Source organism: Fischerella sp., from assembly GCF_013388695.1.
Classification (GTDB): domain Bacteria; phylum Cyanobacteriota; class Cyanobacteriia; order Cyanobacteriales; family Nostocaceae; genus PCC9605.
In genome coordinates this window covers 1-18215 of sequence record NZ_JACAEU010000159.1, presented here as the reverse complement: position 1 = coordinate 18215, position 18215 = coordinate 1, and the positions used below count along the sequence as shown (strand labels likewise).

General features: G+C 42.7%; 22 protein-coding genes. 7 read left to right on the top strand and 15 right to left on the bottom strand.

The genetic code is table 11. The features are described from left to right. The first annotated feature begins 5 nt into the window (after window positions 1-5). Window positions 6-476, top strand: a complete 471-nt coding sequence (locus HXY43_RS22000) for a hypothetical protein (RefSeq protein WP_290887782.1) — start codon at window positions 6-8, stop codon at window positions 474-476. Window positions 477-611: 135 nt separating this feature from the next. Here the strand turns inward: HXY43_RS22000 and HXY43_RS21995 are convergent, their stop codons facing one another. The 14 genes from HXY43_RS21995 to HXY43_RS21930 all read right to left on the bottom strand — a co-directional run bounded on the left by HXY43_RS21995 (window position 612) and on the right by HXY43_RS21930 (window position 12432). Then, window positions 612-1235: a Uma2 family endonuclease gene (locus HXY43_RS21995; RefSeq protein WP_102176742.1), complete on the bottom strand. Its 624-nt coding sequence runs from the start codon at window positions 1233-1235 to the stop codon at window positions 612-614. Between the two features lie 67 nt (window positions 1236-1302). After that, window positions 1303-1521 carry a helix-turn-helix transcriptional regulator gene (locus tag HXY43_RS21990; RefSeq protein WP_102176744.1) on the bottom strand — a complete coding sequence of 73 codons (219 nt, stop codon included), beginning with the start codon at window positions 1519-1521 and terminating at the stop codon, window positions 1303-1305. 172 nt (window positions 1522-1693) lie between these two features. Continuing rightward, window positions 1694-2734 carry a hypothetical protein gene (locus HXY43_RS21985; protein WP_290887775.1) on the bottom strand — a complete coding sequence of 347 codons (1041 nt, stop codon included), beginning with the start codon at window positions 2732-2734 and terminating at the stop codon, window positions 1694-1696. A gap of 46 nt (window positions 2735-2780) precedes the next feature. Then, the gene (locus HXY43_RS21980) at window positions 2781-6863 is read right to left on the bottom strand and encodes a tape measure protein (RefSeq protein WP_290887772.1); all 4083 of its coding nucleotides are present in this window, start codon (window positions 6861-6863) and stop codon (window positions 2781-2783) included. A 46-nt stretch (window positions 6864-6909) separates the two neighbouring features. Beyond that, the gene (locus HXY43_RS21975; RefSeq protein ID WP_290887769.1) at window positions 6910-7185 is read right to left on the bottom strand and encodes a hypothetical protein; all 276 of its coding nucleotides are present in this window, start codon (window positions 7183-7185) and stop codon (window positions 6910-6912) included. Between the two features lie 8 nt (window positions 7186-7193). Continuing rightward, window positions 7194-7976: a hypothetical protein gene (locus HXY43_RS21970; RefSeq protein WP_290887766.1), complete on the bottom strand. Its 783-nt coding sequence runs from the start codon at window positions 7974-7976 to the stop codon at window positions 7194-7196. 16 nt (window positions 7977-7992) lie between these two features. Beyond that, on the bottom strand, window positions 7993-8250 hold the full coding sequence (locus HXY43_RS21965; protein WP_290887763.1) for a hypothetical protein: 258 nt from the start codon (window positions 8248-8250) through the stop codon (window positions 7993-7995). Window positions 8251-8292: 42 nt separating this feature from the next. After that, window positions 8293-8571 (bottom strand): hypothetical protein, encoded by a 279-nt coding sequence (locus HXY43_RS21960; protein ID WP_290887760.1) that lies wholly within the window; start codon window positions 8569-8571, stop codon window positions 8293-8295. A gap of 103 nt (window positions 8572-8674) precedes the next feature. Further along, window positions 8675-9262 (bottom strand): hypothetical protein, encoded by a 588-nt coding sequence (locus HXY43_RS21955; protein WP_290887757.1) that lies wholly within the window; start codon window positions 9260-9262, stop codon window positions 8675-8677. Window positions 9263-9264: 2 nt separating this feature from the next. Next, a complete protein-coding gene (locus tag HXY43_RS21950; RefSeq protein WP_290887754.1) occupies window positions 9265-9978 on the bottom strand; it encodes a hypothetical protein in 714 nt (237 codons plus the stop codon). Window positions 9979-9984: 6 nt separating this feature from the next. Further along, entirely contained in the window at window positions 9985-10707 is a 723-nt protein-coding gene (locus HXY43_RS21945; RefSeq protein WP_102176754.1) for a ferritin-like domain-containing protein, read from the bottom strand. Continuing rightward, window positions 10707-11054: a phage tail protein gene (locus HXY43_RS21940; protein ID WP_290887748.1), complete on the bottom strand. Its 348-nt coding sequence runs from the start codon at window positions 11052-11054 to the stop codon at window positions 10707-10709. Before HXY43_RS21940 ends, HXY43_RS21945 begins: the two co-directional genes overlap by 1 nt. Window positions 11055-11058: 4 nt before the next feature. Beyond that, the gene (locus HXY43_RS21935) at window positions 11059-11718 is read right to left on the bottom strand and encodes a phage minor tail protein L (protein ID WP_290887891.1); all 660 of its coding nucleotides are present in this window, start codon (window positions 11716-11718) and stop codon (window positions 11059-11061) included. 39 nt (window positions 11719-11757) lie between these two features. After that, window positions 11758-12432 (bottom strand): phage tail protein, encoded by a 675-nt coding sequence (locus HXY43_RS21930; protein WP_102177418.1) that lies wholly within the window; start codon window positions 12430-12432, stop codon window positions 11758-11760. A 15-nt stretch (window positions 12433-12447) separates the two neighbouring features. Between HXY43_RS21930 and HXY43_RS21925 the strand changes: the two genes are divergently transcribed. The 6 genes from HXY43_RS21925 to HXY43_RS21900 all read left to right on the top strand — a co-directional run bounded on the left by HXY43_RS21925 (window position 12448) and on the right by HXY43_RS21900 (window position 17138). Further along, window positions 12448-12957 carry a hypothetical protein gene (locus HXY43_RS21925; protein ID WP_290887743.1) on the top strand — a complete coding sequence of 170 codons (510 nt, stop codon included), beginning with the start codon at window positions 12448-12450 and terminating at the stop codon, window positions 12955-12957. A 31-nt stretch (window positions 12958-12988) separates the two neighbouring features. Further along, a complete protein-coding gene (locus tag HXY43_RS21920) occupies window positions 12989-15268 on the top strand; it encodes a host specificity protein J (RefSeq protein ID WP_290887738.1) in 2280 nt (759 codons plus the stop codon). Then, entirely contained in the window at window positions 15268-16023 is a 756-nt protein-coding gene (locus HXY43_RS21915; RefSeq protein ID WP_102177421.1) for a hypothetical protein, read from the top strand. Before HXY43_RS21920 ends, HXY43_RS21915 begins: the two co-directional genes overlap by 1 nt. Window positions 16024-16158: 135 nt before the next feature. After that, window positions 16159-16338, top strand: coding sequence for a hypothetical protein (locus HXY43_RS21910; RefSeq protein WP_102177424.1), 180 nt, complete (start codon window positions 16159-16161; stop codon window positions 16336-16338). Window positions 16339-16380: 42 nt separating this feature from the next. Further along, complete coding sequence (locus HXY43_RS21905) at window positions 16381-16818, top strand: hypothetical protein (RefSeq protein WP_290887733.1); 438 nt, start codon at window positions 16381-16383, stop codon at window positions 16816-16818. Between the two features lie 104 nt (window positions 16819-16922). Beyond that, window positions 16923-17138: a hypothetical protein gene (locus tag HXY43_RS21900; RefSeq protein ID WP_102177423.1), complete on the top strand. Its 216-nt coding sequence runs from the start codon at window positions 16923-16925 to the stop codon at window positions 17136-17138. An 11-nt stretch (window positions 17139-17149) separates the two neighbouring features. Here the strand turns inward: HXY43_RS21900 and HXY43_RS21895 are convergent, their stop codons facing one another. Further along, window positions 17150-17935, bottom strand: coding sequence for a hypothetical protein (locus tag HXY43_RS21895; protein WP_290887726.1), 786 nt, complete (start codon window positions 17933-17935; stop codon window positions 17150-17152). Window positions 17936-18215 lie beyond the last annotated feature (280 nt).

The following is an 18215-nucleotide window of genomic DNA, read 5'->3' as shown; positions in this document are numbered from 1 at the left end:
AAGTTATGTCACGCAAACCACTTATAATTATCCATCCCGATACCAAAGAAGAGTTAACAGTTGAGCAAGCAGCAGCGCTAGTGGGAATCACACCAGGGGCAATGCGGCGGCGGCTAAGTGACCCTAGCTGGAATTTAAGAAAAGCACTGACACAAAAAGGCGATTGGAGCCGTTCTAAGAATGCTAAGAGTCGGAAACCACCTGCTTTTGTGACTACAGTAATGGTTCATGAGTCACTATTGAATAAGTTGGGGCGATCGCCTAATGCAGTGGTTAAGGAAAGGTTGGCGACAGTTGAGAAATTAGCACCTGTACAATTAGAAACCGGGACAACCAAACAAGTCAGAATTGCACTTACTGAAGAAGAACGAGATAAGTTACATTGGCTGATGCTTGATGGCAACAATAGTAATTTGACATCTGCTATTGTTGCGTTGCTAAGTCATGTTCAAGCGAGTCAATGTTCCTCTACGTAGCTTTTACTGCAGGGGCTAAAAGCTTTGCTATATAAGGCTTATAAAATGTGCAAGTTAGGAGTTAAGAGTTCCCTCTGAACCGACCCTTGGATAAAAGGCGCAAACCTCCTGTAAAATTTTTCAGCTTTGATTGCTCTAAGAATGCAAAAAGTTCCTTAGCCACCTAATCGCTTCACTTGTTGTTTGCTCACTTGCAATTTGCAGGCATCGCTGCACAATTTCTGAAACGTTAGGAAAGTATTTGCTTTCTCTAAGTACATAACTAGAGTCTTGCAACCTATAAACTAGTAACTGTTTATTCTTCAGGAGCCAAACCTCTGGCACTTTGTAAGGGAAATAATCATTAACATTAGTGTAACTAGTAACGTCTATTTCTATTACCAAATCTGGTGGCGGGTCATTTAGCCAGTCGATACGATTTTTGCCTTGGACTTGCTGCCAATTCTCAATGTAAAAGCAATAGTCCGGCTCAATACCACTAATCTCTGGCAAACTCATGGTGATGGGTGTAAATGAGTCGTAGGTGCAATTTAAATGGTCAAGTAGAGTTATTACCACCAAGGAAAGTAAGCTTGCATCTCTTCCATGCTCTGGTAGCGGGGCCATCAACAAAATTTCTCCTGGTCGGTATTTAATTCGGGGTATAGAGCGATCGCCCAATTGCAAAACCATTCTTTGGTACTCTTGCCAGTTTCCTAAAAGTTTCAACACCGCCCCAGGTGGCAACTCTATTTTTTCTGATGTAATTACAGTTTTCATAAATATCGATAGCAAAATATATAGGGATAAACATTTATGCGATCGCACTTCCTGGTAGGAGCGAACGCTATTTTTCTGCCCTGTAAAACAAATCTCCCAATGGTTTTTTGAAGTAATCACAAATTAGCTGCCAAGTTAGACAGTCAACTCTATCAAATTGGTTTTTAGCCAATCTTCTAACTGCTCCAACACTGATACCCGCAGCTTCAGCAATTGTTGAATAGTTTTCGCCTGATTCATCTATCCATTCCTGAAGTCGGCAGCGAATACTGTGCTTTTCGCTCATTACTGCATACACTCAAGTTTCTCCTGCAAGTTACTCGATATAAATATATTAATCTATATTGCTATATCACTACTGCTATAGTAGCATAGTGAAAGAGAAAACAAAGCCGCTTTGGTTCACAAGTTTCTCAGGCTGGAGAACCAAAACGACTTTCTTAACCCCTTTACGGAGTCTATCTATTCAAAGCACCACCAGGGCGCTGCTGTTTCAAAAGTTCTTCAACCACCACACCCCGAATTGAACTTTGTAGTCGTGGCACATCCACCGAAGTCTGACCACCACCCTGAACAGTCACAGGAATATTGATGGTCATACCTCCTTCACCTTCTGCCCTTTGCCTTCCGGCCGGCGTAAGGGGGTTTCTGCCAGTTGATGTCGTGCCCACAACCCCACCATTAGCAAAATTCAAAACTTTATCTAAACGCAGTTCTTGAAAGCGTTTAGCTTGTCCCACCGTCAGCACCATTTCACCAGGGGTTAGTGCCGCCAGTACTGGATTACGCCCAGATGCAGCGCGCTCTCGCTGCAATGCGTTGGCGATCGCTCTTACACTACCTCCTTTTGCATAGTTGGGGACGATTCCACCTTGATAAAAACCAAGCAGACCTAAACCGCCCCCGTTCCCTCCGCCACCCCCACCGCCAAATAAACCACCACCAAATAAGCCAGATATCAATTTATTGACTGCTAGCTGTGCAAGTTGGTTAGCGATGTTGCCAATCAAATCTTGAAAAGCTTCACTTGCGGATTTGGAACCAGTAATAATATCGGTAAAGAAAGTTCCAAGAGCGTTTTTAGCAACGTCCATCAAGTCTTTGCCAAGCGTCCTTACCTGAGAAGAAATATTTTCTAAATTAATTTTATTTAGTGCTTCAGCATTCGCCTTCATCGTGGCTATTTCTTCTTCTGTATATTCAGAAGCAGTCCCTCTTGCCGAAGCAATTTGTTGTTCAATAGCCAGTAATTCTTGTTTGTATCTAATCTGTTCTTGCATCTTCGCGGCTTCTGCTTCTAATGCGGATGCACGATATTCGTCACCACCACGGTTACGTATCAAACTAGCTTGTCCTTGAAGCACAGAAGCGCGTCCACTAATCAAGCCCGATTCTTTATTTAACGCCGCTTCCATGTCAGCAAACTTGGCTTGTTCAATTGCTTTTTGTGATTCTTGAGCGAGAGTTTCAAAACTGATTTTAGATTGTTCACCAACCAATTTTATTTGATTATTTAACCGTGCAATCTGGCTATCAAGCTCCTTGTTAAATCCCCGTCCTTAAGGACGGGGTCTTTAGTCGTTCACGAGATTTTACTAAATCATCATATTGCTGTTTTAGTGGTTGTAACAACTGCTGTTCTTCACGCATAGCAGCCAATTTATCAAGCTGGAACTGCAACTCAGCTTTTTGCTGTTGAGTACGCGCTCCTGAAATTTGCGATCGCAGTTGGGTTACTTGTTGGTTGTATTGCAATTCTTGATTCTCTGCTTCCCGTAAGCGTTGTGATTGCAGTTCAATTTGTTTACGTTGATTTTCAAAAACTGATAAATCAATATCAGATTTATTGGCAAGTGAATGAATCTGAGCAACTAAATTATCAATTTCTTTTTGCAGGCGCTTCACCTCTTCAGAATCATCCTTCAATCCGCCTTTGCCCAATAGGTAAACTTTCCTCTCTTGCAAATCATCAAGTTGATTTTGTAGTGGCATTAATGCTAATTTTGCTTGATGTTCAGCTTCAGCTTTATCAATTATTAATTGAATTTTCTGTTTACTTGGCTCATCACTAATCAATGATTGCTGTAGCTTCAATTGATTAATGTATTGTTCATGGTCACGAGTTAATTTTTCTAGTTCGCGTTGTCGCTCTTTATCTCGCTCTTGTTGCTGCTCAGAATTAAATTCGTTTAAATTATTAGTTTCTAATTCTATTTTTTGCAATTCTTTAGTAGAAGCAATTATTTCATCTAATTGATTAATTGCCTTCGTGTAATCTTTACCGGCTTCCTCACCCAAATCAATGGTTTGACCACGTTTTTTAGCCTCAGCTATAATTTGTACTTTTTTATCTCTAGCTGATATTAAATCTTCTCTTTGCTGTGCCAATTTAATTAAATCTTCTTCATATTTACTATCGATCTCGTAACGAGATAAGCGACGTTCGATAATTCGTTTAGCCTCATCATCAGGGGCTTGAGCGATTGCTAATTGTAGTTGTGCTTTCTTCTCTTTATTCAATTGCTCACGCTTTTGAGATGCTAATTCCCGTTGCTGTTTTTGTATAGCATCAGCTTGCTGAGTAGCGAAATCAATTTCTTCTTTGATTTCACGGTATTTCTGCTGTGCCAGCCTGCGCCGTGCCGCTACTAAATTGCGTTGGTCTTCTGCGTTACCACCAGTACCAGTAGCTGTAGGACTTGTGATTTGCAGTGCCGATGGTTGGCTGCTGACTGATGATTGTTGACTATTGACTGTTGACTGACTCAAAAACAAATCCCTCTCAGCCTTACGCCGTCTTGTTAACCCTGGCAACTCCTGTTTTACGCCTCGATGCTCGCCTTTATTCCACCGTCCAAATTCCGCCGCCGCACCCGCGTAATCACCAGCATTAAGCTTCTTGAGTAGCGTGCTTTTCTGCAAAGCCCCATCACCAACGTTAAATGCAAAAGAAGTCAATGCATCTAACTGGTTGGTGTTGAGGGGAACTTTGACCATGCTTTGCACACGCGATCGCTTGTATTGCAGTTCTTGCAAAAGGCGCTCATTGGCCTGTTCTACTGTCAGCCGCTCACTTTGAGATTTAGCCTTGGTTCCAAAACCAACTGAGTATTGTGTTCTGTCCCAGTACGGAGTTGCAGCGAAACCCTCCGCCTGCTTCACTAGTTCTACTAATTTATCCGTCACACCAGCCTGCTGAAATATCGCCTCATTCTTGCCACGGACGACGTTAGCAGCTTTACTCGAAAGTCCCGCACCTGCGGGAAGAGTTTTCTGTACTTGAGATGCGATTGCGCCCCATATTCCACCTGCACTCTGAACCTTGCCAACACTCACACCCTGGGCTGCGTCAGCAATTCCTATCCCTTGCCCTTCTTCAAATACCAGCTGTTTCGCGCCACTCCGCTTAAGAGCTGCACGGAAAGCGTCAAATTCTTGTTGTGTCGCGAAAACAACACATCCAGCACTACCTGGTGCTACAGATCGATTTGCATCAAGATGAAAGCCAATCGCGGAACGTTGCGTTTTGAAAGTGGGGTTAATTGGTATAAAAGTTTTGCCTACACCCGCACCCATGCCAGCAGTTTCAGCTCCAATATTGTATTTACCATATTCAATCGGAGCCATAGAGCCACTAGCAGTAGTGCCACCTTTACCAAATTTATTTTGAGTGCGGCGTTGTCCGCTATTTGCGTAGAAAGTCTGTCCATCGGGGAGAATAACGGCTATCTTCTCTAGTCCGTATTCATCCTTAACTCCAGTGCGGCGCAATGTTACTTGACCTGCAACACCTCGATTTGAGTTACTAGAACCGCCAAGCAAGCCCTGTACACCTTGTATTGCCCTACCAACTCCACCAACAAGGTTTTGTGTACCTTGAATCAAATTCCCGATAAAGTTTCCAGCACCACCGCTAGTAGTTTGCGATCGCTGTTCACCACCAAATAATTGGTCTCCTAAACCTCTTACAAAGCTACCAGCTTGCTGTGCTGCACCACTAATACCAGAAACCCAACCAAAAATTGCTTTTCCTATCTGTTTAGAGATATCTAATACTTTTTCTAATCCTTGAGAAAATCCCTGTATTGCGACCGGTAAGTTATCGCGGAAATAAGAAACAATTTGAGTGATTATTTTAACTGCTTGTGTTAATAATTGAATAAATATTTTCAAGACAGTATTAACAACAAACGAAAGCGCATCCGATAATTGTTTTACTAAATCACCATGTAGTTTAAAAAAATTGGCTATTGCCTCACACAATTCCATCAACGCTTCAAATCTAGGTTGTGCTTTTTCTAATTCTCCGTTGAAGAATTGTAATCCCCAAGCAATTGCTCCAGTAATCCATGAAGCAATACTACTAACTGTATCTAAAACGCCGCGAACCACACCAAACAGTGAATTGAATTTATCTGTGGCATCTTGAATAAAATTAGGATTTTTCTGTAAGTATTCGGCAACGTTTTTAATGCCACCTAATAATAATTTAAAACTGCCACTAACTAGTTCTTGAATAGCTTTATTTAATGCCTCAACTAATTGTGGATTAGCTTTGAAATATTCAACTAACTTTTGGGATTCTTTCTTAACTTCACCCAGCACACCCTTCGAGCTAGTCAAGCCAGCGACAATATCACCAAACACCTGTATCCCATAATTCATCAAGGGTTCAAATGCTTGTCCAATGCTTTTTTGGAATTGGTAAAAGGTGTCGTTGACGTTAGAAAGTCTGCCTTCTAGAGTTTTGGCTTTGTTTTCCATCGCCCCGAAGTAAGCCCCACCCTGAGCGGACATAGCACGTATCGCTTCTTCTAGGTGGCGAAATTCCAATTTTCCATCTGTGGCTAATTGCCTTACTTCCTGTTCTGTCGCCCCTAGTTGTTTAGCCAGTTGAGCGCGTAACTGTACACCGCGTCCCGTGAATTGATCAATATCTTCGTTCTGTAATCGCCCTTCAGTCCGGCTTTTAGCGTACACCTCCATCAAATCCTTGAGATTGGCATTAGCTCCCGCCGCCACATCACCAATTGATTTCAAATCCTTGATAATTTGGTCGGGTTTCGCCCCTGTGGCTAGGTTTTGAATTGCCGCTTGTTGTAAGTCCTTAAGTTCAAAGGGTGTGGTCGCTGCAAATTTTTCCAAGTCAGCAACAAACTTGTCAATTTCCTGCTGGTTCCCTTTAAGAAACGTTTTTAAAGAAGATTCAAATCCCTGAAAGTCTTTGGTAACTTCAAATATCTGCCCTGCAAACCCTTTAACGGCATTAATAGCAGTCCCAATTGCACCTGTAACAGCATTAAACGCCCCTATCCCCGCTCCAACAAAAACACCACTGAAAATATTGCCTATTGCTCCTTTTAATGGTGCGATCGCATCTTTAAATTTATCAGCAAAAGTTTTTCCAGCACTTGCACCAGCGCTTGCCCCTTGAGATGAGGCGTTTTGTAATCCTGGTAATTGTGTACTTCTTCTACCACCACCAAAAGCCCGATTGATTTGCAATTCAATGTCCCGCGCTACTCGTGTGGCGTAAGCACGGGTTTGGTTAAGCTGCTGTTGTAGGGCTTGTTGATTAGCGGTTAACTGTAATTCGAGTGTCCCAAGGGAACTACCGGAAAAAGTCATAATAATTCGTAATTCGTAATTCGTAGTTCGTAATTACGAACTACGATTAATAATTGCCTTTTGCCAACTCCTCTATAGCCGCTTCAATATCCGCAAACGCCCCTAATACCCGTGGCGGGATGAGACCTTGCGATCGCAACTCTAAATAAATCCGCGCCGTCTCTTTTGACACTGGTAACTTTTTACGCTCTTGTGTATTGTCAGGAAACGGTAAAAAATCTTGCATAGTCGCTTTTTCTGACAACATCGTGCCTATTTTGGCAATAGGCGATGTAAACACGTTGGCGTGTAGTTTGTATTGCTTGTACAAATTATCAACCATCTCCCGAATCAACCAACAGGGGACGCGGTGGAAGCTTCGACGGTGGAAGCTGGGGTCTGTGACTCCGAAGTATTGGATGGTGAAATAGCATTCACGGTAGAACTCGCGTTCTTTTTGGGTGACTTCTTGGTATTGGCGAAGCCTTTGGAGCGCTCCCCCAGCGTTACTTCTTCTGGTTCAACTGTAATTACAGGCAATTCAGCCCATTCTCTTTCTTCTCCGAGTGCAAATGCAGCGATTTGGGAGTAGATGTTTTCAGGTAGTTTTCTGACAATCTGTCTGATTACCTTTTCCCTAGCGGTATCACTCAGCCAAAATTCTTCAGCAACGGCAATGAGTTTCACGCACTCGTCTTTATCTAGTGAACATCGAAAAGCGGCGCGTAAATTCTCTATATTTTCCAAAATCCACTGCGGAGCAAGACGCGATCGCAGTATCATCACTGCCACTTCTTGAGATTGTCTTTCTATCAACATATCAGGCTTTTTAATCCGCCCTAATTCGTGTTGATACTCAATTGCAAAGGCTAATAATTTATCAACCTCTTCTTCTGTTTTACCCGCATTACCTTCTAAAGTTTTACGAATAAGTGAAATAGCTTCTGTCTTGGAAATCTTCTCTTTTTCAGCAACAATATCCGCAATTTCCGCTAATGGTGCAATTTCTTGAAACTGCACATTGCGAATTTTATCAGCCATGTAATCCTTTTCTTCTGGATTTAACCCGCCCATTTTCGGTAGTGGAAATCCAGCTACATGAACAACTTCAGGTACTCCCCAAGGGTTTTGCATAATTCGTAATTCGTAATTAGTAATTCGTAATTAAATCTATTTTGATGTCATCTAGTGATGATAATAGGCGTGTGTAAGTTGGATTATTCCTAACAGTTTCAGGAACAACAATTGAACAGATTTTATCGCCATTTAAACTATATAAAATCATGCGTTCTGGTAATCCTGCCACAAAATAAGCTGCACCACAAGTTAAATACTCAGGGTGCAGTTTGCAATTGATGAGAGATACGGTATGCCCGTTTGAGTGTAAGTATTTGTGGTGTATCAACATAATTCGTAATTCGTAATTCGTAATTCAATTACGAACTACGAATTATGTTACAGGTGCTTGGATAATATTTTTAATTTCGTTTGTTGTTTCTCTGATGCTAGCAGTAGCATTTGTAAGTTCAGTTAAAACAGAATCAGGTACTGTACCAGCAATTTGTTCTTTAAGTTGTTCAATTAATCCTGCTTGCTCTGTAATTTTAGTATCAAGTGAACCCAGCTTATCTGCAATTTCTTGTTTTTCGGTAGCTGTTGCTTGTTTAAGTTCTGCGATCGCCCCCACCGCATCATTCAATTCAGTTTGTAATTGTTCAATTGAAGCCATTATTCTATTCTCCAGTTGTTCTAGTCGTTGAAGGATTGCTTGAAAAAACCACTCCAATATTCTTCCCATAATTACGAATTACGAACTACGAATTACGAATTACTTAGGGTGATTGCGGAACGCGCAAATTAGTTAGAAAACTATCCATATTAATTTGTACGGGTTGCCCATCAGTGGATACCAAATTAATGGTTTTGCTGGCATTTGCAGCTGTCCCTGCTGTACCCCCCAACGAACCATCATAAGTATAAAGAGCTACGGTTAACCCAAATACCGAGCCAGCTTTCGCATGAGTAACTTTCAGCGCGTACAGTGTCGGTGTAACTGCTGGCGGGTCAAAAGTCAGTGTCACTGTATCACTAGCTGTAGCATTGTTATTGAGAGTGATGGTGTTATTGTTTGCTTTGGCTGTTACTGCGGTACTGACTGGAATGCCCGTACCTGTTACCACATCACCAACCCTGACGTTAGCGAATCCGTTGTTGGTAGTCGTAACTTGGTTGCTACCACTAGTTATGGTAGAGTTGGCAACAGTAAATGATGGCGGGTCAGTGGAAGCCAGGTTGATAGGAATGAAAAAAGATTCTTCCTGCGCTGTGTCGGTTTCTACGGCTGTGCCAACTGATAATACTGAGTTAGCAGCGTTAGTTGTAACGGATTTAGGGCGTGTAAGTTCAAGTGTAATTGCCATATTTAGAAAATATTAACTACTGCGGGTGGGGTATAAATGTAGGTATCCCCTTGTACCTGGGCATCACAAGAAAATGAGCGTTTATCTTGTACTTGTTGTGTGGGTGATGCTGATTCTAGAAGTGCTACTCCTTCATGTGCTTCACCACTAGGGAAAAGCAAGTAGAAGTAGAATTCACGCCCTGCATAGGCTTTGTCGTAGGCGATACGTCTGAGTATCGCGCCGCCGCGATCGCCATACACTAAGTTGAAGTCCAATTTCATCCTTTTGGCATTCCCGGTCGTTGCCTTCTCCATCCCAATTCCAGAGAGATAATTGGTAGTCTCTACGTTTTTGATTTCTGGTGATACCGTTGCATCCGTACACCCAGCAACAAAAACCAGTGCTTTGGTGGTAGCGATCGCACCATTGCCGATACTCCCTGGTAATGGTAGTGTTTGTAGTGTGGTACTGCCTGCGGGTGCAGCGTTAGAAAGTGTGGCAATCACACCACCAAAATTAAGTCTTTCACCTGCATCTAAAAGTACAGGCGTGGCAGAAACAGAAAGCGATTCAGCGTTAACAGTCGCCGCCGCAGTTGTTGTGATTGTGTACGTTGGCACATTGCGGTTAGTTACGATCACAGCACCTACTTGCTGTGTGGGCAATTCACCAATTTGAAAGGTGATGCCAAGAGTAGTTTCTACTACACTGGCACGGTTAATGGTTTGTGGCATCGATTTTTACAAACTTTTTGAGATTATTCCCAGTAAATCGATTAATACTCCCCACTTTGCAAAGTTGACTTTCTTGTGCCACTTCTCAATTTTTTGAATGGAAGGGGAGAAATGATTGTAGCCTGCCTTTAAATAATCTGCATGGTGTTGTTCATCATCGGCAATTTGGGAGGCGATCGCGCCTAGTGGTGTACCTTGGGCGATTTGGGCTAAAACTGTATAAAATTTGTGTGCTTCTTTCTCTAAAATATGCATGAAAGCTAGTTTATCTGCCCAATCAAAACAAGAGGCTTTATCACCACCAAATAATAGTTTAGCTGCAAGGTATTTTTGACTTATGCCATCAAAGTTTTCAAAAATACCTTGCAGCTTTTCACCTTTAAAGGTGATAGAATCCCACTCAATAAATATGCCATTTGATATTTTAATCCCCGTCCTTAAAGACGGGTTCTCAATCAGATATTCTCCCGTAGCAGGGCGAAAAATAGATAACCATTGCCCATTTCCTTTTAATTTAATTTTATTGTTGATTAAAGACGACAACATTTTGCCGTGCTTGATTTCTTGCTGTGCGTGGGATTCTAGGAGTTTAGCTAGATGCGGATAATCAGTAGCTTGAGAAGACAATTTACGACAAAATACAGCCACGCCGTATTCAATTTTGGCAATTGCTAAAATGAACTCACGCTCTTTCTTTAACCCCAAGTAAATAATTAGTCTGAGTAACACTAGATAAAAGTCTGTTTAAATGTCGCACTAATTTGATGAGCCATTAATCCCAATCTGATTAATGTCCACCCTTCGCAAGTGAATATTTTTTTAGGTATTGTTAATTCATTATCTGGACTCCAGTAAAATGGATTCATACCAGAAAATACGCGCAATTGATTTAATCTATCTTGTGCATATTGAGGAGGCATAGTGGGCGATCGCACATCCCACTCTTCAATTGCTCCTGTTGTCCCTTCCACCACAATTTGTTCGTACCCATCACCTAATTTAGTTCTGGTGACGGGGATGCTAACCTTTTTAATTGCGTCCCATGTTGGAGGTAATTCGAGTATTGCTATTGGCATGATGTTAACGGTAGGTATTGAGTCCAGGCGCACCACCGAAATTTAATTCTGCATAAGAACCAAATCTACATTCACAAGCCGCGAGTGACTTCGCACACTGGTCTAATGCGGGGTTGGTGGTTGGTTGATTATTTAAAGTAAACATTCCCCCTGTCCATCCACACTCAGCACTACGGTATCGCCATGAACATGACCGCAATAAGGGACGCGCTGGTAGTGTCACCCCTTCTACATCAAAAGGACTACCCAAACGAAACTTCACAGCCAAATATGTTTCTTCCTGCATCTGCTCAATGATGTACTGCTGTTGCGGAAGTTCTTTAATAGCGGCACTTGCGTTTGGTTGACCATCTAAAAATCGCCTTTGCGTAACACGACGCAACACCGTAGAACCTTCAAGTCGATAATTGGCGTTGGTTTTGCAATTATAAAGTAAATCGCTAATCACACGCCCAATATTTGAAACAGTTAATTGTGGTGTGGGTATTGGCCCTTGGCCAATCAAATCAAAACCTTCGCTTTCACAGCCAATTGCTTGATAACTTTGCCCTTCAAAAGTTACACCTGTAAAGTTACAAATATATAAAGTTTCTGCAAGATTAGTAAGGTTCCACCCCGATATTTCAAATAATTCAATAGGTGAATTGGGACTGAGTGATGTGATGGAATCATATTTAAATCCCCGTCCTTAAGGACGGGGTCTCTAAAAGCCGTTTAGAGAAATAATATTACTATTTAAACTGAAGTAAGGTGTATCCCAAAATTCCGTATCTGGATTGTATTGAGAAAAAGATAAGTATCTTGCTTGTTTTAGCGGGATGTAATTAAACGAATCTCCGTTATTAATATTTGCAATCCAAATACGGTTATCAAAATACCCGTAGTTAAGATAATCATTAAAATTTAGCCACTTATGTACTTGAATAACTCCGTCTCCTGTATGTGCAGGATCGTGATTAACAAAAAATGTAAAGTTAAGAGAGAAAGCAGGAGATAAAAATTCTAAAACTTTGCCATCACAAGCAACCTTAAAAAGCGAAAATCTCCGCACCTGATTGATTTGTGCGCTAAAAGATGCAGCGTTGGGGCCTAATTGCTGTATCTGCCACTCAGTACAGATATACAACTTGCTATCGTCACTCACGCCACCATCCAAACTTAGCCGGAATGGTTGTCCGCGACGCGATCGCAAAAAATCATCAACTTCTTGAAAATTACGAATATTGACATTAATATCCCAACTTGTAGAGATGGGATTAATGCCAATAAAATCACGCTGCTCAACACCCGCTTCACCATATTTAGTTTTGGCAATATCAGCCACCTCTTGCTCTGTATTACCCCAAGTCGGTGTTAAGGGAAGGATAGGGTAAGTCATAACGAATTTTCAATTATGATTACTATTACTCTGTGTGGTGAATTAGCTGATATATTTACCGAGCAAATCACCGTTGCTGTTAGTAGTGTTGCCGAAGCGATCGCGGCATTACGTGCTAATTTTCCAGGTTTTGCAACTTGCTTATATGAAGCTGCCCAAAGGGGCGTAGGGTATCAAATAAAAGTTGGATTCCAGGAGGTCGATGAAACCCAACTATATAGCCCTATAAGTAAAAGCGTGAATACCATTCGTATTATTCCCGTTATTGCGGGGGCGGGAACTGTAGGACGAATTATCGGCGGTGTTGCGCTTTTGGGCTTAGGTTTGGCTGGTGTGGGGTTCTTGGGTTTATCTTCCACAACCCTTGCCCTAACTGGTGGTGCAATGCTTTTGGGTGGCATTTCTTCACTGTTTGGTCGTCAAGCATCACCAGACGCTAAAGAAAGCAAAAAATCTCTCACCTTTGGCGGCCCGTCAACCACGGTCAAGGAAGGGGGACGAGTACCGATAAATCCCCGTCCTTAAGGACGGGGTCTCTAAGTAAAGTAGAAGGTGGATGGCAAAAGGGTTTAAGCCAAAAATAAAAATATCCGGTAGAGGCGGCAAAAAGAACAAAAAACCCAAAGAGCAGGCAGATAGTGGGCGTAGCGTTTCTTACGCTCAAATACTAGGTATTGTCAGTGAAGGTGAAATCGAAGGACTTGTTGATGGGGCGCAAGGTATCTATTTTGACGAAACCCCAGCCCAAAACAGTGACGGTTCATCGAATTTTACCAACTTTAGCTGGGATTGGCGCTCTGGAACACAAGCCCAAGATAGAATACCTGGGTTTTCTGATGAAATCAGTTCCGAAACCAATGTCAGTACTGAAATCAAGCAACCAATACCCCTTACCCGTTCCATTATCAACGCCAACCTTGATATAATCCGCGTTCGTCTTGGGGTAGTGCTGCAAGAATACCCTCCCAAAGGTGGGGTGTTGGGGTCAAAAATTCAGTTTCGTGTCTATGTAAAGGAAGGTGCTGGGGCATTTGTACTAAGACTCGACCAAACTATCAAGGGTAGATATTCGTCCTTGACTGAATTTGAGTACAATTTCCCAGTCAACAATCTAGGCGGTACAGTTAACAATTTTAGCGTCAGGGTGGAACGCGTTACTCCTCAAGATTCAGACACCACCCGCTATCAAAGGGTGCTACAGTGGCGAACCCTAATTGAAGTCACAGAAGCCAAACTGCGTTACCCGAACAGCGCCTTATTCGGATTTCGATTTGATGCCGCACAGTTTGAATCTTTGCCGCAAATCTCACTCAAACTTGCGGGGCGTAAAATTGCCATTCCCACCAACGCCACCCCAACCGCTACAAGGGGGCTGACATACAGTGGTATTTGGGACGGCACTTTTTATGTGCCATCGGTGGCGATCGCAGACCCTGCTTGGATTCTCTACGACCTCATCACCAACACTCGCTACGGCTTAGGACGCTACATCAATCAAAACCAAATTGACAAATGGGCTTTGTACGAAATTAGCCAATACTGCAACGAGTATGTACCCAACGGTGAAGGAGGTACAGAACACCGCTTTCAATGTCACGTACTGTTAGAAGGTAAAGAAGAAGCTTACAAAGTTATTGAGTCAATTCGTTCGATTTTCCGTGGCTTCTCCTACTGGATGAACGGTGCAATTTCTTTTGCAGCTGACAAACCAGCTTCCCCGGTGGCGCAATTCACCCAAGCTGATATTGAAAATGGGATGTTTAGCTATAGCCGCACTGGTTTGAAATCCCGACATACGATCGCACTTGTTACGTGGCTCGATCCTGACGACTTCTACCGCCAAACCATAGAAACAGTAGAAGACTCTGAAGGCATTGCTAAATATGGTGTGCGTGAATTAGAAATGTCGGCGTTTGCTTGTACTTCCAGAGGACAAGCCCGACGCGCTGGACTTGCTGCACTTCTGACAGAACGCCTAGAGACAGAAACAGTCACCTTTCGCGTCCGCGCTTACGGTGCATACACCAAACCCGGCGACATTATTAGAATTTCCGATGCGAAACGTGCCGATATTCGTTACGGCGGGTTGATTGCAGATTCAACCCAAGACAGCGTCACTTTAGATAATCCAGTAGCTCTAGACGCTGGTGAAGCTTACACCCTAACTATAATGATGGCTGATGGGACAGTAGTTGAGCGCACTGTCACCAATCCCCCAGGCTCCCATACCACCCTGAACCTAGATTCACCCCTAGATGAACCACCACCATTAGAAAGCAATTGGATATTAGCTAGCACCACTGTACAGCCTCAATTATTCCGAGTGCTGAACCGCGTGCCAGCACCGGGAAGTAGAGAAATGCTGCACGAAATCACCGCATTGGAATACCGAAGTGATAAATACAATGCAATTGAACAAGGTTGGTCGCTTACACCACGCCCCACAATCAACAGAGTGCCTGTTGTTGTGAATGTGCCTAGAAACATTGCTCTATCTTACCGAGCGGTCAATAATGGAGCATCCTTTACCTACACACTAGATGCTTCCTGGCAATACCCGTTAAATAACGGTACTCGTGACCAATTTATTACCAGCTACTTTGTGGAGTACTCCAAAGGTGATGATGGCGACTGGATAGATACTCGAACTGTCACCAGCACCGGTACGCAATACGAAGGTTTATCAAGTGGGAAATATTACGTGAGAGTAGCGGCAATAGATATTAATGGCAAGTCTTCTCGTTGGGTGGAGTCGTCACCAATACTATTAACAAATATCAACTATTCAGCAGTGTTCACCACCCAACAAACCACTATTTTTATGAGTGATTTTTAATGGCAAGCGTACCTTATATCGATGGTTCTGGTGCATTACGCCAAAGAGAAATATCCACTGGAGATGGCACAACTGCTAATCCAGATAGATTCACCTTTTCCGACCAAGGGACTTACGATCGCTTAGGCGCAACCAACGATTCACCCATCAGCACTCCCACCACTATAGGATCGCTTGGGGCTATTATTCGGGGTCTTTGGCAGAATACATTGGGTGCAACATCAGATGCTTCTTCACCCACAGGTTCAATTCATGCCAAATTGCGATCGCTTGCTGATGCCATAGGTGCAATTTCAGATACGGCGGCGCGCTCTGGCTCCCTGATGGCAATGTTGCGATTTTTGGCTGAATCTAATTTTGTAGAGTCGCAAACAGCCAGTGCCGTAACAGTTGGAACTAGCCTGACAACGGTAATTACGTTTGATTGCCGTGGAAAAAAAACGCTTGGCGTGCAACTGCAAAATACTGGTAGTACGGCACTTTCATCCTTGCAGGTACAAGCACGTTTTAACAGCAATCTAAGTATTTGGAATACCATCGCTTCCACTAATGCTGATTTCACTACCAATAATGGTAAGCAAAATAACAACGCCAGTACTGAAATAATCAATAGCAGTGGAACTATCGTTACTATTCCTGGTGGTGGTGATGGCTGGTTTCGGATGCGCTGCGATGGTATGGAATCAGTGCGAATTCAGGCACAAGTAGCAAGCGGAACTACTACGATACTGGCTCATGGAATCGCGGAAGCATAATAATTCGTAATTACGAATTAAGTATAAATAGGTATATATAAAATTTTTATTTGTGTACTTTCAGTAAATTTTGCCTAGATGAGCGCACTTGTCCTAAGCCAGACTTGAAACAAAAAGTCATGTGGAAAATAAGTGGTGAAAAGCGATTTGATTCAAGAGGCAACACCTTTATTGTTAGGGGTGATTGGTGGGGTGATTGGCGTTACCGTAATATTTTCTAATTTAAGTGACGCTAAAGCAGCAGCTGGTTTTGGTCTGGCTGGCACGGCGATAGCTGGAGCTTCTGGTTTAGCTCAAAGCGCGAAAAAAGATTGAAGACCCCGTTCTTAAAGATGGGGACTATTTCAGGAAACGAGCATGAGGCAAGCTTTGATCAGTTCAACACCAAACCCACAGCCGTCGCTGACAATCACTTTGGAATCGGCTGGCATATTTTTAGGAAGTTTAGTGTCAGTTTCGATATTAATAGGAATAATTATTAAAATAGTTTCAAAAGTTAATTCAATCAATAGTGAGATTAAAGATTTAAAAGAAGACTTGAATGAAAACAAAAAAATATTTGAGCAAGTGAAAACATTAGAAAGGGAAGTTCACGGACTTGATAAGCGTCTTGACATTCATCTTCAGGATTATTCAGGTTACAAGGATGTTTTACTTTTGGCGGTTAATGGAAACAAAGAAGCAATAGCCCACAAATGGAAGCGAACAGAAGAGGAATTTGAAAAAACTAATAGCGAGGTGAGGGAATTACAGAGGTATTTGCAGCAACGGGGAGATTTTAAAATTAGAGAATGATTGATTTGCTCACATTAATCTATTAACAATGCGATCGCGCATGGCTCCCTACCCTGGAGCATCGCCTCAATTCTTATATAATACTGATATTTATACTGGGACAAATGCAACAAAACACTACAACAGTATCTCTAACTTTAGAAGAAATGACTGCCTACACAAAAGCATTTGCAGTACTCCTACAAAATCGGCAGTATGCAATCTCAAGCGCTGCACTAAGCGCCCAAGAAAAACTCAAAGCAGCGATTCGCTTTGCCCAAACGCCAACAACTACTGAAGTTCCTACTGAAGAAGTGATTGAAGCTGAATTTTTGGGCTAATGAATCCAAGATTATTCCAGTTTTACGATTTGGTGTGTTTTGAAGAAAGTTCTAGTTGTCAATCCCTGTCGCTGTACATCGTCCAGCAACACCCAATAGCCTTTGTTCCAGGCATTCGTTACCACGCCGCTACAGCCAAGCCAGCCATCTTCACAGCAGACAACTTTGACGCGATCGCCTATCTTGATTTCGGTCGTGGTATTATTTGCAGCGCGGGCATTGTCGTTTTTCAAAGCGGTGGAGAAGCCGCCCGCACCCTTCAATAATTCTCTGATAAACGAAGGCAACGGCAAACAAGATTGTTTGTAGCGCGCTTCTAATTCTGTTGCTGCTTCTGGGTCTTCCAGTCGAATCAGTAAAGAGCGATCGCCCGTTTTTGCTCTTTTCCACTCCATCACTGGCTTGGGCGGCTTTTGTTCTTTAATCTGTGTGTTGATTTCGGACATGCGATCGCGCACTTCCCGTACCATCAATCGCTCTTGTTGCAACTGTTCCAATATGGGGCGATATTTTTCGCAGCACAGAGACATCAACGTCTTGATATCCAACAGATCCAGGTTATGTTCTGGGATTTCTGCTAACCATTCACCAATTTTTGCATAGGGTGTTGCTGTGGAAGATGCCCAGCCAAGCGATTCTCTTGCTTCCTTCCACTGGGTGCGATCGCTTTTGAGCTTGGCAACGTATACACCTTGACAGAAACTGATGAAAGCGCGGGTTAGTTCTGCGGCTTGTTGTTGAAGTTGAGTTAGGAGGGCGAAGAAAGTTTTGTCTTCACCCCAGGAAGAGCGCATCACTTGCCTGTGTACGCTCCTCCTGACTTTCAAAAGCAAAAGCGCCCAAATCTAATCTGGGCGCTTTGAAAGAAAATTACTTGTGTCATACACAATAACATGGTTGCCATTCTAGAGTCGATCCAAGTTTATCAACCTACTGAACTTGCTTCCATGGGTGAAGACCAGGGTAAGAGCATCTCAATCAGGCTTGACACAAGGAATCAGAAGAATCTAAAGTGTTGCTAATGAAAAAACAATTGAGAACCTGAACCATATAATTGTTATCCATAGCAGTGCGTTT

Coding starts and splice junctions, on each gene's coding strand:
- HXY43_RS21915 (WP_102177421.1), top strand. CDS start 15,268: ATGGCAAGCGTACCTTATATCGATGGTTCTGGTGCATTACGCCAAAGA.
- HXY43_RS21920 (WP_290887738.1), top strand. CDS start 12,989: ATGGCAAAAGGGTTTAAGCCAAAAATAAAAATATCCGGTAGAGGCGGC.
- HXY43_RS22000 (WP_290887782.1), top strand. CDS start 6: ATGTCACGCAAACCACTTATAATTATCCATCCCGATACCAAAGAAGAG.
- HXY43_RS21925 (WP_290887743.1), top strand. CDS start 12,448: ATGATTACTATTACTCTGTGTGGTGAATTAGCTGATATATTTACCGAG.
- HXY43_RS21900 (WP_102177423.1), top strand. CDS start 16,923: ATGCAACAAAACACTACAACAGTATCTCTAACTTTAGAAGAAATGACT.
- HXY43_RS21980 (WP_290887772.1), bottom strand. CDS start 6,863: ATGACTTTTTCCGGTAGTTCCCTTGGGACACTCGAATTACAGTTAACC.
- HXY43_RS21940 (WP_290887748.1), bottom strand. CDS start 11,054: ATGCCAATAGCAATACTCGAATTACCTCCAACATGGGACGCAATTAAA.
- HXY43_RS21950 (WP_290887754.1), bottom strand. CDS start 9,978: ATGCCACAAACCATTAACCGTGCCAGTGTAGTAGAAACTACTCTTGGC.
- HXY43_RS21960 (WP_290887760.1), bottom strand. CDS start 8,571: ATGGCTTCAATTGAACAATTACAAACTGAATTGAATGATGCGGTGGGG.
- HXY43_RS21975 (WP_290887769.1), bottom strand. CDS start 7,185: ATGGTTGATAATTTGTACAAGCAATACAAACTACACGCCAACGTGTTT.
- HXY43_RS21955 (WP_290887757.1), bottom strand. CDS start 9,262: ATGGCAATTACACTTGAACTTACACGCCCTAAATCCGTTACAACTAAC.
- HXY43_RS21905 (WP_290887733.1), top strand. CDS start 16,381: ATGAGGCAAGCTTTGATCAGTTCAACACCAAACCCACAGCCGTCGCTG.
- HXY43_RS21995 (WP_102176742.1), bottom strand. CDS start 1,235: ATGAAAACTGTAATTACATCAGAAAAAATAGAGTTGCCACCTGGGGCG.
- HXY43_RS21930 (WP_102177418.1), bottom strand. CDS start 12,432: ATGACTTACCCTATCCTTCCCTTAACACCGACTTGGGGTAATACAGAG.
- HXY43_RS21965 (WP_290887763.1), bottom strand. CDS start 8,250: ATGTTGATACACCACAAATACTTACACTCAAACGGGCATACCGTATCT.
- HXY43_RS21970 (WP_290887766.1), bottom strand. CDS start 7,976: ATGCAAAACCCTTGGGGAGTACCTGAAGTTGTTCATGTAGCTGGATTT.
- HXY43_RS21990 (WP_102176744.1), bottom strand. CDS start 1,521: ATGAGCGAAAAGCACAGTATTCGCTGCCGACTTCAGGAATGGATAGAT.